At 70.7% G+C, this 12,809-nt stretch carries 12 protein-coding genes; 8 read left to right on the top strand and 4 right to left on the bottom strand.

What is annotated here, in order from left to right; all coding sequences use genetic code 11:
• The 4 genes from ABZV42_RS32115 to ABZV42_RS32100 form a co-directional block, all read right to left on the bottom strand.
• The coding region (locus tag ABZV42_RS32115) for a 2-oxoacid:acceptor oxidoreductase family protein (protein WP_356054824.1) at positions 1-938 on the bottom strand (938 nt) is incomplete at its 3' end.
• Between the two features lie 237 nt (positions 939-1,175).
• On the bottom strand, positions 1,176-1,835 hold the full coding sequence (locus tag ABZV42_RS32110) for a response regulator transcription factor (protein WP_355987488.1): 660 nt from the start codon (positions 1,833-1,835) through the stop codon (positions 1,176-1,178).
• A gap of 342 nt (positions 1,836-2,177) precedes the next feature.
• Positions 2,178-3,533 carry a sensor domain-containing protein gene (locus ABZV42_RS32105; protein ID WP_356054822.1) on the bottom strand — a complete coding sequence of 452 codons (1,356 nt, stop codon included), beginning with the start codon at positions 3,531-3,533 and terminating at the stop codon, positions 2,178-2,180.
• 411 nt (positions 3,534-3,944) lie between these two features.
• Entirely contained in the window at positions 3,945-5,144 is a 1,200-nt protein-coding gene (locus ABZV42_RS32100) for a sensor domain-containing protein (protein ID WP_356054820.1), read from the bottom strand.
• A 451-nt stretch (positions 5,145-5,595) separates the two neighbouring features.
• Here ABZV42_RS32100 and ABZV42_RS32095 point away from each other — a divergent pair, with 451 nt between their 5' ends.
• The 8 genes from ABZV42_RS32095 to ABZV42_RS32060 are packed head-to-tail and all read left to right on the top strand — an operon-like array spanning position 5,596 to position 12,806.
• Positions 5,596-6,009 carry an NADH-quinone oxidoreductase subunit A gene (locus ABZV42_RS32095; RefSeq protein WP_355987495.1) on the top strand — a complete coding sequence of 138 codons (414 nt, stop codon included), beginning with the start codon at positions 5,596-5,598 and terminating at the stop codon, positions 6,007-6,009.
• Positions 6,000-6,722 carry an NADH-quinone oxidoreductase subunit B family protein gene (locus ABZV42_RS32090; protein WP_355987497.1) on the top strand — a complete coding sequence of 241 codons (723 nt, stop codon included), beginning with the start codon at positions 6,000-6,002 and terminating at the stop codon, positions 6,720-6,722. The genes ABZV42_RS32095 and ABZV42_RS32090 overlap by 10 nt, the downstream gene beginning before the upstream one ends.
• Entirely contained in the window at positions 6,719-8,299 is a 1,581-nt protein-coding gene (locus tag ABZV42_RS32085; protein WP_356054818.1) for an NADH-quinone oxidoreductase subunit C, read from the top strand. The genes ABZV42_RS32090 and ABZV42_RS32085 overlap by 4 nt, the downstream gene beginning before the upstream one ends.
• Positions 8,296-9,264, top strand: a complete 969-nt coding sequence (locus ABZV42_RS32080) for a complex I subunit 1 family protein (protein WP_355987502.1) — start codon at positions 8,296-8,298, stop codon at positions 9,262-9,264. Before ABZV42_RS32085 ends, ABZV42_RS32080 begins: the two co-directional genes overlap by 4 nt.
• 2 nt (positions 9,265-9,266) lie before the next feature.
• A complete protein-coding gene (locus ABZV42_RS32075) occupies positions 9,267-9,818 on the top strand; it encodes an NADH-quinone oxidoreductase subunit I (RefSeq protein ID WP_356054816.1) in 552 nt (183 codons plus the stop codon).
• Complete coding sequence (locus tag ABZV42_RS32070; RefSeq protein ID WP_355987506.1) at positions 9,815-10,438, top strand: NADH-quinone oxidoreductase subunit J; 624 nt, start codon at positions 9,815-9,817, stop codon at positions 10,436-10,438. Before ABZV42_RS32075 ends, ABZV42_RS32070 begins: the two co-directional genes overlap by 4 nt.
• Positions 10,438-10,818: an NADH-quinone oxidoreductase subunit NuoK gene (gene nuoK / locus ABZV42_RS32065; protein WP_351542567.1), complete on the top strand. Its 381-nt coding sequence runs from the start codon at positions 10,438-10,440 to the stop codon at positions 10,816-10,818. The genes ABZV42_RS32070 and nuoK overlap by 1 nt, the downstream gene beginning before the upstream one ends.
• Positions 10,815-12,806 (top strand): NADH-quinone oxidoreductase subunit L, encoded by a 1,992-nt coding sequence (locus ABZV42_RS32060; RefSeq protein WP_355987509.1) that lies wholly within the window; start codon positions 10,815-10,817, stop codon positions 12,804-12,806. Before nuoK ends, ABZV42_RS32060 begins: the two co-directional genes overlap by 4 nt.
• The last annotated feature ends 3 nt before the right edge of the window (positions 12,807-12,809 follow it).

Here is a 12,809-nt window from a genome sequence, read left to right as displayed (position 1 = left end):
GCCTGGAAGGTGCGCACACCGAAGTTCTTGTGCCGGCTCAGCTCATGCAGGATGTCGGAGGCCGGGGTGATGGGGTAGGAGCCCAGGTAGAGCGGCAGATCCGCCTGCCGGGAGGCGGCGATCAGACCGTAGGACAGGGCCAGGTTCCCGGAGATGTTGCGGTAGGTGCCGGTCGGGAACGCCTTCGAGGCAGGCGCCACCTCGTAGGAGACGGCGAAGTCCTCCGTCGTCTCGCCGAAGTTCCAACCGGCCCGGAACGCGGCGAGGTTGGCGGCCGCGATGTCCGGCTTCTTGGCGAACTTGGTCCGCAGGAACTTCTCGGTACCCTCGGTCGGCCGGTGGTACATCCACGACAACAACCCCAACGCGAACATGTTCTTGGAACGCTCGGCCTCCTTGCGGGAGAGCTCGAACTCCTTGAGCGCCTCGACGGTCATCGTCGTGAGCGGGACGGGGTGGACGTTGTAGCCGTCCAGCGAGCCGTCCTCCAGCGGGTTGGTCGCGTAGCCGACCTTCTGCATCGCCCGCTTGGTGAACTCGTCCGTGTTGACGATGATCTCGGCGCCGCGCGGCACGTCGGCGATGTTCGCCTTCAGCGCGGCCGGATTCATCGCCACGAGGACGTTCGGCGCGTCGCCCGGCGTGAGGATGTCGTGGTCGGCGAAGTGCAGTTGGAAAGACGAAACGCCCGGCAGTGTGCCTGCGGGCGCGCGGATCTCGGCAGGGAAGTTCGGCAGGGTCGAGAGGTCGTTGCCGAAGGAGGCAGTCTCCGATGTGAACCGGTCGCCGGCGAGCTGCATACCGTCACCGGAGTCCCCCGCGAACCGGATGATGACCCGGTCCAGCCGGCGGACGTCCTTCGCCCCCGGCGGTTTGCGCTGTTCTCCTACGACGGCTTCGTCGGCCTGTTCCGTTGGGCTGCTGACCTTGCTCGTCACTGAACTGGACCTCCTTTGAGGCGGCTGTCCGGGAGTGGTCTTCCCGCAGACCCTTCCTATTTCAACCCTACGTCGGTAAGGGTCGCCTTCCTTCGGCCATTCGTATGATGGACGCTGTTTTGAGACGTCCTGACATGCTGATGTGTCATGTTATTTCCTGCCCCCCGGCCCCTTCCTCGGATGACGTTCCCGTGTCACCCTTTGGTTCTGCTCGACAACTGACAGACTGTCAGATCGTCATGAGTTCAAGTATGTGAGGACGGCCAGAACACGCCGATGATCCCCGTCACTTTGTGACAAGCCGAGCTTCTGGAAAATGTTGCTGACGTGCTTCTCGACTGCGCCGTCGCTGACCACCAGCTGACGGGCGACGGCGGAGTTCGTCCGGCCCTCGGCCATGAGCCCGAGGACCTCGCGCTCCCTCGGCGTCAGCCCGGCCAGCACGTCCTGCCTGCGGCTGCGGCCCAGCAGCTGCGCCACCACTTCCGGGTCGAGCGCGGTACCCCCCTGGGCCACCCGCACGACCGCGTCCACGAACTCGCGCACCTCGGCGACCCGGTCCTTGAGCAGGTAGCCGACGCCACGGCTCGAACCGGCCAGCAGTTCGGTGGCGTACCTCTCCTCCACGTACTGTGACAGCACCAGCACACCGAGTCCCGGATGAGCCTTGCGCAGCTGCACGGCCGCCCGCACGCCCTCGTCGGTGTGCGTCGGCGGCATCCGGACGTCCGCGACGACGACGTCCGGCAGCGCGTCCTGCGCCGCGAACTCGGTGATGGTCTTGATCAGCGCGTCGCCGTCACCGACCCCTGCCACGACATCATGCCCACGGTCGGTCAGCAACCGGGTCAGGCCCTCCCTGAGCAGCACTGAATCCTCGGCGATGACCACACGCACTCTGTCCTCCACGATTTTTCGGCCCCCCAGAGCCCACCCCGGCCGCCCCCGGCTCCGCCGGGTTCGTGCCCGCTCGTACGACAGACCCCAGCATTCCAGCATTGGGGCCGGGGCGCGCCCGAGCGACGCGAATAGAGGTCCTGGTCCGTGTTGCCCCGGGTCCTGTTGCCCGGGGCACCGTTGTCCCCGGGCCCTGTTGCCCGGGGACCTGTTACCCCACCGGGGTACGTGCTGTCCCGGGACTGTCACCCCACCGGGGTACGCGCTGCCCCGGCAACCGGCACATGCCGGCACGCCGGTACCCCGGTGGGGGGCACCGGGGTACCGGCGTGCCGGGGTTTCTCAGCCCCGCCAGGGCAGCTCCGCCGTGATCCGGGTGGGACCGGCCGGCGGCGAGTCCACCACCAGGATCCCGTCCACCGCGTCGAGCCGTTCCGCGAGCCCCGCCAGGCCCGACCCCTCGGTGGCATCGGCCCCGCCGACCCCGTTGTCGCCGACCTGGATCATCAGCCGGTTCTCCACCCGCCACACATCCACCGTCGCCCGCGTCGCACGGGAGTGCTTGCTGATGTTCTGGAGCAGTTCGGAGACGGTGAAGTAGGCGATCCCCTCGATCGCGGGCGCCGGCCGCGCACCCAGGTCGACCTCCACCTGCACCGGCACCGTGCACCGCGAGGCCACAGAGGACAGCGCGGCGTCGAGCCCGCGGTCCGTCAGCACCGCCGGATGGATGCCGCGCGCGAGATCCCGCAGCTCCTGCAACGCCGTCTTGACCTCGCCGTGCGCCTCGTCCACCATCCGCGCCGCCGCCTCGGGGTCCTCGGTCAGCTTCTCCTTGGCGAGCCCCAGATCCATCGCCAGGGCGACGAGCCGGGCCTGCGCCCCGTCGTGCAGATCGCGCTCGATCCGGCGCAGATCGGCGGCGGCCGTGTCGACCACGACCCCACGGTCCGACTCCAGCTCCACCACACGCGTGGCCAGCCGGGAGGGGCCGAGCAGCCCGCTCACCATCAGCCGGTCCACGAGCGTCAGCGCCCGCACGATCCACGGGGTCGCCATCGTGAAGAGCAGTCCCACCAGCGCGGTCACCGTGATCTCGAACGGGTTGTCCAGATAGATCGAGTGCGTGCCGTCGCCGTACAGCTGGAGTCCGTCCTGGCCGCCGTACATCGGGAAGACCCAGAACCACAGCGGATACGTGAGCAGCGCCCACCCGTACACCCAGAAGTTCAGCGCGACGACGAAGGAGAACACCGACCACGGGAACTGGATCACCGCGTACAGCAGGTGCCGCCACGACGTGCCGCTCTTGAGCACGGCGCCCATCCACGCCATCGCCCCGTGCTTCTTCATCCTCAGCGGCTCGGGCTCGGCCACCTCCACACCGAGCAGCGCGCGCGCCCGCGCCCGCTCCAGCGAGCCGAGGCCACGGCAGCCGGCCAGTGCGGCGGCGAGCACCGGGACCCCCAGGAAGGTGACCAGCAGGCCCGCGCCGAGCGAGACCATCGTGACGGCGAACGTGAACATGAGGATCCCGAGCGGCAGGCCCAGCAGCACATAGCCGAACTCGCGCAGGGTGCGGGCCTCGAACGGCGCCCGTAGCGGGGCCGGAAGACGGTGCGACCTCCCGCCGGCGCCCGCCTCGTCGGATCCGGGCCCGCCGCGGTGCCCGTATCCGTGTCCGTAGTCCGTGGCCATCGGTCCGTCCGTTCTCTCGTCTCGTCCTGCGGGTCGGCTTGTCCTGCGACTTGGCTTGTTCCGTGCGTTGATTTGTCGGCGCGCGTCGGTTTGTTCCGCGCCCTCGTTTGTTCCGTGCCTCGGCTTGTTCCGCGCGCCGACTACTTCCGTGCGTCGGCTGCTTCCCCAAGCCTGCCGTCCCGGGGCCCACCCCGACATGGAGCGGATCGGCGTCTTGAACGGGGGGTTTTCCCTACCTCCGTGGACCTCCGAGGACCCTCCGCGGACCCACTGCGGACCTCCGCGGACCTTTCGCGGACCCACCGAGGACCCCTGCCTTCCAGCCGGAGGTCTCCATCGAGTGAACGTGGGCCCGTACGACGACCGGCCTGCGGGCCCGCTGACGACCCGCACTCGGGCCTGATACGACGGTTACCGCGCGGGCTCGTTCTGGCGGTCCCGCCACGGCAGTTCGGCTGTGATGACCGTCGGACCGCCCGCCGGCGAATCGACGACGAACAGACCGTCCACCGCTCCGAGCCGGTCCGCGAGCCCCGCCATACCCGTACCGCCGTCGACGCCGGCCCCGCCGCGGCCGTCGTCCCTGACCTGGATGAGCAGACGATCGTCCGTCCGCCAGACGTCGACCGACGCGGACCTCGCCCTGCTGTGCTTGCTGACGTTCTGGAGCAGTTCGGAGACGGTGAAGTACGCGATGCCCTCGATGGCGGCGGCCGGCCGCGTCTCCAGCTCCGTGCTCACCTTCACGGGCACGGTGCACCGCGAGGCGATCGCGGACAGCGCGGCGTCCAGACCCCGGTCGGTGAGGACCGCCGGGTGGATCCCGCGGGCCAGATCACGCAGCTCCTGAAGGGCGAGCTTCACCTCGCCGTGCGCCTCGTCGACCATCGACGCCGCGGCGTCGGGGTCCTCCAGGAGCTTCTCCTTCGCCAGGCCGAGCCCCATCGCGAGGTTGACGAGCCGGGCCTGCGCCCCGTCGTGCAGATCGCGCTCGATCCGGCGCAGATCGGCGGCGGCCGTGTCGACCACCACCCCGCGGTCCGACTCCAGTTCGGCGATACGCCGCTCCAACTCGTCGGAGGGCGACAGCAGCCCGCGCACCATCGCCCGGTCCACGTTCGTCAGGCCGCGCGCGATGAACGGCAGCACCGGCCACAGCACGAACAGCGACACGAGCGTCACCGTGAAGGTGACGATGCCCCAGGGCAGCCGTATGAGGTCGTACAGCACCGCCCGCCAGCCCACCGGGTCCTTCAGACTCGACCACAGCCAGCCGAAGAAGCCGGTCCGGCGCACCGGCAACGGGCTCGGCTCGTCGATCCGCAGCCCCAGCAGCCGCCGCGCCCGCGACCGCTCCAGCTTGCCCAGCTGCCGCGAACCCCGCAGCCCGGCCGCGAGCAGGGGCAGCCCGACGACGGTCACGGCGAGACCGGCGCCCGTGGCGAGCATGGTCACCACGTACACGAACCCGACGATCGAGGCCGGCAGATTCACCAGGAGATGGGCGATCTCCTTCCACGTCTGCTGGTCAAGGGCGGGACGTACGGCGGGCGGCCGTTCACCGTCGGACGGGGCGTCCGGCGGCCCGGCGGGCGTGATGCGTTCGGTCATATCCGCTAGCCTGCCCGGCGGCGCGCCGCCGCGCCATGAGGTGGGCCGCCGCGATGCACTGGGGATAACCCCACCCCAGGGGTGCGGACCGTACGTGACGACGACCGAATGTGACGACGGCAGACGTACGAGGGCCAGGCGGGACGGCGACTGGACGTACGAGGGCCGGGCGGGACGGCGACTGGACGTGCGAGGACCGGGCATGACGACGACCGGACGTGACGACGAACCGGCAGGCGATGTGGCGACGGGGTCCCACCGGGACGTGTTCACACCGTGAGACGTGAACACGTCACCGAGAGCCGAGGGATGGTCGAGACGTGACGGGCTGCTTACGCTCTCTTTAGCAGGCCCTAGACTCCCGTCCGTACAGATCGTCGAACATGGCGCATCACAGAGTGCGCGACGGCGCACGACGGGGCGCAACGAGGTCAGGGAGTGAGGGGCTGACGTGTCGGAACCGACCGTTGTCACGGCGACCGGAACCGTCGTCGCGGCGGACTACTTCCAGTCCTACTCGGTCGTCGGGCTGCTCGCCGTCGTGGGCGTGCTGTTCGTCGCCGTCGCGTTCGGGGCGGGCCGCCTGCTGCGGCCCGTGGTCCCGACCCCCGAGAAACTCCTGACGTACGAGTGCGGAGTCGACCCCGTCGGCGAGGGCTGGGCCCACACCCAGGTCCGCTACTACGTCTACGCCTTCCTCTACGTCATCTTCGCCGTCGACTCGATCTTCCTCTTCCCCTGGGCCACGGTCTTCGCCGCTCCCGGCTACGGCTCCGCGACGCTCGTCGAGATGTTCATCTTCCTCGGCTTCCTGGCCGTGGGCCTGCTGTACGCATACAAGAAGGGCGTCCTGACATGGGCGTGACCCCCTCCGCCCCGGAACAGCCGGTGCCGGCGCCGGTGTCGCTCCCCGAGCCGAAGCGGCTCGGCGCGCTCGCCCGCCTCGCTCCCGAGCCGATGAAGGTGGTCCTGAACTGGGGCCGCCGCTATTCGCTCTGGGTCTTCAACTTCGGCCTCGCCTGCTGCGCGATCGAGTTCATCGCCGCGTCGATGGCCCGCCACGACTTCATCCGCCTCGGCGTGATCCCGTTCGCGCCGGGCCCCCGCCAGGCCGACCTGATGGTGGTGTCGGGCACGGTCACGGACAAGATGGCCCCCGCCGTCAAGCGCCTGTACGAGCAGATGCCCGAGCCGAAGTACGTCATCTCCTTCGGCGCCTGCTCCAACTGCGGCGGCCCCTACTGGGACTCCTACTCCGTCACCAAGGGCGTCGACCAGATCATCCCCGTCGACGTCTACGTCCCCGGGTGCCCGCCCCGCCCCGAGGCCCTGCTCCAGGGCATCCTCAAGCTCCAGGAGAAGATCGCCCGGGAATCGCTGGGGGAGCGCTACGGGTCCGATGCGCCGCGCCCGTCGGCCGCCGCGCTCCAGAGCGACCTGATGAAACCACCGGCTCCACCGGTTCCGTCGACTTCACAGGCTCCGCCGGTTCCACCGACTCCTTCCGCGCCGTCGGCTCCTTCGGCGACGAGCGTTCCGGAAACGGATCCGGCCGCCCCCGGTGAGGAGGACCGATGACCGTCGGCTGGCTTCCCGGTTCCGCCGAGGACCTCTTCGGCCCCGACGCCACGGCCGAGGAGTCGTACGAGGTCCTGACGGTCGACGTACCGCCCGCTGCCTGGATCGCGGCCCTGGAGACGGCCCGCGACACCCTGGGCTGCACCTACTTCGACTGGCTGAGCGCCGTCGACGAACCCGGCACGGGCTTCCGCGTCTCTGCCCACGTCGTGGCCCTGTCCCCGCTGCACCGCCTCCTCGTCCGTACGACCGTCCCGCACACGGCCCCGGCGCTCCCGTCGGCGGTCACCGTCTACGCGGGCGCCGCCTGGCACGAGCGCGAGACCCACGAGATGTTCGGGGTCACGTTCGAGGGCCACCCCGGCCTCGACCCCCTGCTACTGCCGGAGGGCTTCGAAGGCCACCCCCTCCGCAAGGACTTCGTCCTGGCCGCCCGCGTCGCCAAGGCCTGGCCCGGCGCGAAGGAACCCGGCGAGTCCGAGCACGGCGGCCCCAAGCGCAGGCAGATGCTGGCGCCCGGCGTCCCCGACCCCAACGAATGGGGCCCCCTCAAGGGCCAGCTCCCCCCGGCTCCGTCCCGCCCCGCCCGTGGCGCGGCCCGCCCCGCCGGCGACCGCCCGGCCCGCAGGACCCGCACGGCGGCGGAGGGCTCGACCGGCCAGACACCCGCAGCCCCTACCGACGCGACCGCGGGTGCGAGCGCGAGCACGGGTGCCACGGGAGCGGACACGGCGTCCGCCGCAGCTGCTGCCGCTCCCGGTGCCGAAGCCGCGCGCCCCGCACGCCGGTCCCGCAGCGCCAGCCAGGGCTCCGCCAGCCAACTCGCCCACCAGACACACCCGGAATCCCCGCCGCCCGCACCGGGACCGACGGCCGCGAACGGCCCGAGGGCTGGGAACGTTCCGGCGTCTGTGCAAGAGCCGACGGCCGCGGAGGAACCGGCGGCTGTCACGGAACAGTTGACGCCCCCCGAACCGACCGCTCCGGCGAGCGCCTCGCGGGCAGCCGAGCCGGACTCGACGACGAGTCCCGGCCGAAGGCCCGCCGCACCGCGCAGCTCCGACGCGCCATGGCACCAGCCGAAGCCGGCGTTCGACGACTCGGAACCGAAGCCGGAACGGGAACCGAACCCGGAACCGGCACCAAAGCCGGAACCGGCACCGAAGCCCGGGACGACGCCGGAGCCGGAACCGGCACCGGAGCCCGAGGCGACGCCGGAGCCGAAGCCCGAGCCCGCCCCGGCTCCCGACGCGAAGTCTGAGCCCGAGGCCCGGCCTCAGGCGACGGCCGAGCCCGAGCCGAAGCCTGAGCCCGAGGCCCGGCCTCAGGCGACGGCCGAGCCCGAGCCGAAGCCGGAGGCCGTGCCCGTGCCCGAGGCTCAGCCGCAGGCGAAGCCTCAGCCGGAGCCTGAATCCCAATCGCAGTCTGATCCGAAGCCCCAGCCCCAATCGGAGTCTGGCCCGGAGCCCGAGCCCGACTCCGGGCAGGATTCCGCCGGTTCAGGCTCGACCTCCGCTTCGGGGACGAAGCCCGCCCCTGCCCCCACCCCCGACGACCCCTCCGGAGGCACGCAGTGAACGACGCTCTCGACGTCGCCCTACGCCTCCTCGTCGTCTTCGTCGTGTTCCTGACGTTCCCCCTGATCGTGGGCCAGACCGAGCACAAGGTGATGGCCCACATGCAGGGCCGTCTCGGCCCGATGTACGCGGGCGGCTTCCACGGCTGGGCCCAGCTCGTCGCGGACGGCGTGAAGTTCGCGCAGAAGGAGGACATCGTCCCCGCGGGCGCGGACCGGCGTATCTTCCAGCTCGCCCCCGCGGTGGCCCTCCTCCCGTACCTCCTGGTCCTCCTCGCCATCCCGATCGGCCCTGGTGAGGGCGCGGTCGGCGAGGTCGTCGACGCGGGCATCTTCTTCGTCCTCGCCGTCATGGGCGTGGGCGTCCTCGGCTCGCTCATGGCGGGCTGGGCGTCGGCCAACAAGTTCTCCCTCCTGGGAGGCCTGCGCACCGCCGCGCAGCTCCTCGCGTACGAACTCCCGATGCTTCTGACCGCGGCCTCGGTGGCGATGGCCGCGGGCACGGTCTCGCTCCCCGGCATCGTGGACGCCTTCCGGTGGTGGTGGCTGCCCTGGCAGATCGTCGGCGCGATCGTGTTCTTCGTCGCCGGCCTCGCCGAGCTCCAACGGCCCCCCTTCGACATGCCCGTCGCCGACTCCGAGATCATCTTCGGCGCGTACACCGAGTACACGGGCCTGCGTTTCGCCCTGTTCCTGCTCGCCGAGTACGCGGGGATCGTCGTCCTGTGCGGTCTGACCACCGTCCTGTTCCTGGGCGGCTGGCACGGCCCCTGGGGCGCCGACGGCCTCGGCTGGGTCTGGACCCTCCTGAAGGCCGCGATCCTCGCCTTCGTCGTCATCTGGCTCCGCGTCACCTACCCCCGCCTGCGCGAGGACCAGCTCCAGAAACTCTCCTGGACCCTCCTCGTCCCACTGTCCCTCGCCCAGATCGCCCTCACCGGCATCGTCAAGGTGGTGATCGCGTAACCATGGCCCCCATTCCTGGCTCCGGCCTCGCCAAGGGCCTGGCCGTCACCCTCCGCACGATGACGAAGAAGACCGTCACCGCGCAGTACCCGGACGTCCAGCCCGAACTCCCGCCCCGCACCCGTGGAGTCATCGCCCTCTTCGAGGAGAACTGCACGGTCTGCATGCTGTGCGCCCGCGAGTGCCCGGACTGGTGCATCTACATCGACTCCCACAAGGAGACGGTCCCGGCCCCCGCCCCGGGAGGCCGCGAGCGCAGCCGCAACGTCCTCGACCGCTTCGCCATCGACTTCTCCCTGTGCATGTACTGCGGTATCTGCATCGAGGTCTGTCCTTTCGACGCGCTGTTCTGGACTCCGGAGTTCGAGTACGCGGAAACCGACATCCACGAACTCACCCACGAACGCGACAAGCTCCGCGAGTGGATGTGGACCGTCCCGGCCCCGCCCGCCCTCGACCCCGGCGCCGAGGAGCCCAAGGAGTTCGCGGCCGCCCGCAAGACCGCCGACAAACTCGCGGCAGAGCGGGCCGAGCCTCAGGAGGGGGACGAGTGAGTCTCGCCGCCGCAACCCACGGCTTCCTGTCCCCGACCGGCGTCGAGATCGCCTTCCTCCTCGTCGGCCTGCTCACCTTCGGTGCCGCGATCGTCACCGTCACCACCAAGCAGCTGGTGCACGCCGCCCTGTGGCTCGTGGTCGCGCTCGGCGGACTCGCCGTCGAATACCTGCTGCTGACGGCCGAGTTCATCGCCTGGGTGCAGGTCCTCATCTACGTCGGATCGGTAGTGGTCCTCCTTCTGTTCGGTCTGATGCTCACCAGGGCCCCGATCGGCCGCTCCCCGGACGCCGACTCCGGCAACCGCTGGGCGGCGCTGACCGTGGCCGTCGCCTCGGCCGGCGCCCTGGTCTGGGTCGTCGTCGACGCCTTCCGTACGACCTGGGTCGACCTGAAGGGCGCCGCCGCCGGTTCCACCGAGGTGACCGGAGCGAGCCTGTTCCAGAACTGGGTACTTCCCTTCGAAGCGCTCTCCGTTCTCCTCCTCGCCGCACTGGTCGGCGCGATCGTCCTATCCCGCAAGGCGAAGGCGGACACCGCACCGCCGGCCACGACGGCCGCCACCCCGCGCGTCCCCGGAAGCCGCGACGGCAAGCAGAACAAGGAAGGTGTCAGCTGATGCACCTCGCCTATCCCGCCGTCCTCGCCGCCCTCCTGTTCTGCACGGGCCTGTACGGAGTCCTTGCTCGCCGCAACGCGATCCTGGTCCTGATGTCGGTCGAGCTGATGCTCAACGCCGTCAACCTGAACCTCGTCGCCTTCGACGTCTGGCTCTCCAAAGCCGCCCGCGACACGCTGCACTCCGGCCAGGCGCTGACCCTGTTCACCATCGCCATCGCCGCCGCCGAGATCGGCATCGGCCTGGCGATCGTCCTCGCCGTGTACCGCAACCGCGGCACCTCGGACATCGACAAGCTCCGCGACACCGCCGAGGGCCACGGCCCCGACGACCCCGACAGCGACGCCCCCGCGGCCGAGAAGGCTGAGGCCACCGCGTGACCACGACCACCCTCGCCGTCCTCGTCCCCCTCCTTCCGTTCCTCGGCGCCGTCGCCGGACTCCTCCTCGGCCGCACGGCCCCGGGCCTCGTCCGCCCGCTCGCCGTCCTGCCGGCCCTCGCGTCGCTCGTCCTCGCCGTGCTCGTCGCGGTCCACCAAGGCGGCGGCCAGGCCATCGACACGCACACCGAGCTCACCCCGACCGGCTCGGTCCCCATCGAACTGGGCCTGCACATCGACGGCTTCGCCGCCCTCGTCGCCGTACTCGTCGGCGTCGTCGCCAGCTGTGTGCAGATCTACTCGACGGGCTATCTGCACGACGACCCGCGCTACCCCTCGTACGCTGCTCTCGTCTCCCTGTTCACCTCCGCGATGCTGCTCGTCGTCTACTCCGGCGACCTGATGGTGCTCCTGGTCGGCTGGGAGATCATGGGCATCTGCTCGTACTTCCTGGTCGGCCACTACTGGGAGACCCCGGAAGCCCGCGCCGCCTCCCTCAAGGCCTTCCTGGTCACCAAGCTCGGTGACGTCCCCTTCCTCATCGGTCTGTTCGCGCTGGCCACCGACGCCGGCTCCTTCCGGATCACCAAGGTCCTCGGCGCAGTGGCGAGCGGCGGGCTGCACCACCCGACCGTCGTCGCCCTGCTGCTCCTCGCGGGCGTGGCGGGCAAGTCGGCGCTCTTCCCGCTTCATACCTGGCTGCCCGACGCGATGGCCGGCCCCACACCCGTCTCCGCGCTGATCCACGCCGCGACGATGGTCGCCGCCGGTATCTACTTCGTCGCCCGGCTCCTCCCCGTCTTCCAGGCCTCCACGGCCGCGATGGTCGTCCTCGCCGTCATGGCCGGCGTCACGATGGTCGGTTCGGGCCTCGCGGCACTCGCCCAGGACGACATCAAGCGGGTCCTCGCCTACTCGACGATCGGTCAGCTCGGCTACATGGCCGGCGCCCTCGCCGTCGGCGACCGCGGTGCCGCCGTCTTCCACCTCCTCGCGCACGGCGCCTTCAAGGCGCTGCTGTTCCTCGCCGCCGGCGTGATCATCCACGCCTCCGGCACCAACTCGCTGGCCGCCATGTCCCGGATGAAGGACCTGCGCACCCGAGTCCCCGACGCCTTCTGGACGATGACCGTGGCGCTGCTCGCCCTCGCCGCGATCCCTCCGTTCAGCGGCTTCTTCTCCAAGGAGGCGGTCCTCGGCGCCGCCGAGCACGTCGCCACCGGCCACACCGGGCAGGCTCCCGGTGCCTCGGGCTGGATCGTCCTGGTCACCGGACTGGTCACCGCCGTCCTCACCGCCGCCTACGCGACCCGGCTGTGGCTGCTGGCCTTCCGCGGCCACGGGACCGAGGCCCCCGACCACGGCAGGCAGCCGGTCACCATGACGGCGGTGCTGTGGGTGCTCGCCATCCCCTCGCTCGTGTTCGGCCTGGCGTTCGGTCCGCTGCCCGACTGGTTCGACGGCCGCGACCTGACGCCGGTCCTCACCACCTCGGTGCTCGGCACAGGACTCGCCCTGGTCGGCGGGATCGTCACGTACGGAGCCTGGCGGCACACCACCACCCTGGCGGTCCGCGTCCCCCTGGGCGCGGTCGCGGCCCACCCGGACGCCGACGCCGGACACGTCGAGGCCGAGGCCATCGCCACCCACGAACCCGCCTACGGAGACGTCGCCCAGGCGCCCGACCCGGCGGATCCGAGCCGGCTGCTGCTCGGCCCGCTGCACCGCCACGCGGCCGTCGGCTTCCACCTCGACGCCGTGTACTCCGTGCTGTTCGTCCGCCCGGTCCAGGCCGGAGCCTCGCTCGTCCGGTTCCTCGACCGAGAGGTCGTCGACACCTACGTACGCGGCGCGGGCGCCCTACCCCGCTGGCTGGGCACCGCCGTTCGGCGTGCGCAGACCGGCAATGTGCAGACCTATGTGAGCGCGCTGCTCGCCGGCACCGTCGTCCTGGTGGTCGCCGCCCTCCTCGTCGCCACGGGAGCGTGAGCA

The sequence above is a fragment of the Streptomyces sp. NPDC005281 genome (assembly GCF_040607495.1).
Lineage (GTDB): Bacteria > Actinomycetota > Actinomycetes > Streptomycetales > Streptomycetaceae > Streptomyces.
This window is presented reverse-complemented; position numbering and strand designations above follow the sequence as displayed.

Bases quoted from the DNA above. Each gene is read 5' to 3' on its own strand.
- nuoK (WP_351542567.1), top strand. From the start codon at position 10,438: ATGCACCTCGCCTATCCCGCCGTCCTCGCCGCCCTCCTGTTCTGCACG.
- ABZV42_RS32085 (WP_356054818.1), top strand. From the start codon at position 6,719: ATGACCGTCGGCTGGCTTCCCGGTTCCGCCGAGGACCTCTTCGGCCCC.
- ABZV42_RS32090 (WP_355987497.1), top strand. From the start codon at position 6,000: ATGGGCGTGACCCCCTCCGCCCCGGAACAGCCGGTGCCGGCGCCGGTG.
- ABZV42_RS32100 (WP_356054820.1), bottom strand. From the start codon at position 5,144: ATGACCGAACGCATCACGCCCGCCGGGCCGCCGGACGCCCCGTCCGAC.
- ABZV42_RS32105 (WP_356054822.1), bottom strand. From the start codon at position 3,533: ATGGCCACGGACTACGGACACGGATACGGGCACCGCGGCGGGCCCGGA.
- ABZV42_RS32075 (WP_356054816.1), top strand. From the start codon at position 9,267: ATGGCCCCCATTCCTGGCTCCGGCCTCGCCAAGGGCCTGGCCGTCACC.